General features: G+C 38.5%; 1 protein-coding gene. It reads left to right on the forward strand.

The genetic code is table 11. The features are described from left to right. Nucleotides 1-360: IS66 family transposase (locus E5983_RS09380; protein WP_160332181.1), on the forward strand; the 360-nt coding region annotated here is incomplete at its 5' end. Nucleotides 361-566: the final 206 nt, after the last annotated feature.

The raw sequence follows: 566 nt of genomic DNA on the forward strand, positions 1-566 counted from the left end.
TATGTCTTACCAGAATCCAAGTTAGGCCGTGCTCTCAAATACAGTTTGGATTATGAGTCCACATTCAAAACTGTACTGGAGGATGGACGTCTCGTTCTATCCAATAATTTGGCAGAAAGAGCTATCAAATCCTTAGTAATGGGGCGCAAGAATTGGTTGTTCTCCCAGAGTTTAGAGGGAGCAGAGTCTAGTGCGATTATTATGACTCTAATTGAGACAGCCAAACTCCACCAAGTGGACAGTGAAAAATATATAGTTTTCCTACTAGAACATTTACCAAACGAGGAGACTCTCGAAAAAAAGGAGGTTCTAGAGGCTTATTTACCATGGGCAAAACAAATACAAGAGCATTGTCGTTAAAGAAACTTCCAAGATTCAAAGCAAGCTGCTTACAATCTTGGAGGTTTTTTGATATACCCTGTTATTGGGCGCTTACTTAAGTTATAGGTATAGTCATTTGAAACAAGAACAAGACAACAAAGCATCCAGAAAATTGTCATAACTGGGCAATACTTTTCTGAGGTGTTTTTTCATATGAGCCCATGTGTTTTCAATGGGATTATACT

Origin of the sequence: Streptococcus danieliae, assembly GCF_009767945.1 — a bacterium.
GTDB classification, from domain to species: Bacteria; Bacillota; Bacilli; order Lactobacillales; family Streptococcaceae; genus Streptococcus; species Streptococcus danieliae.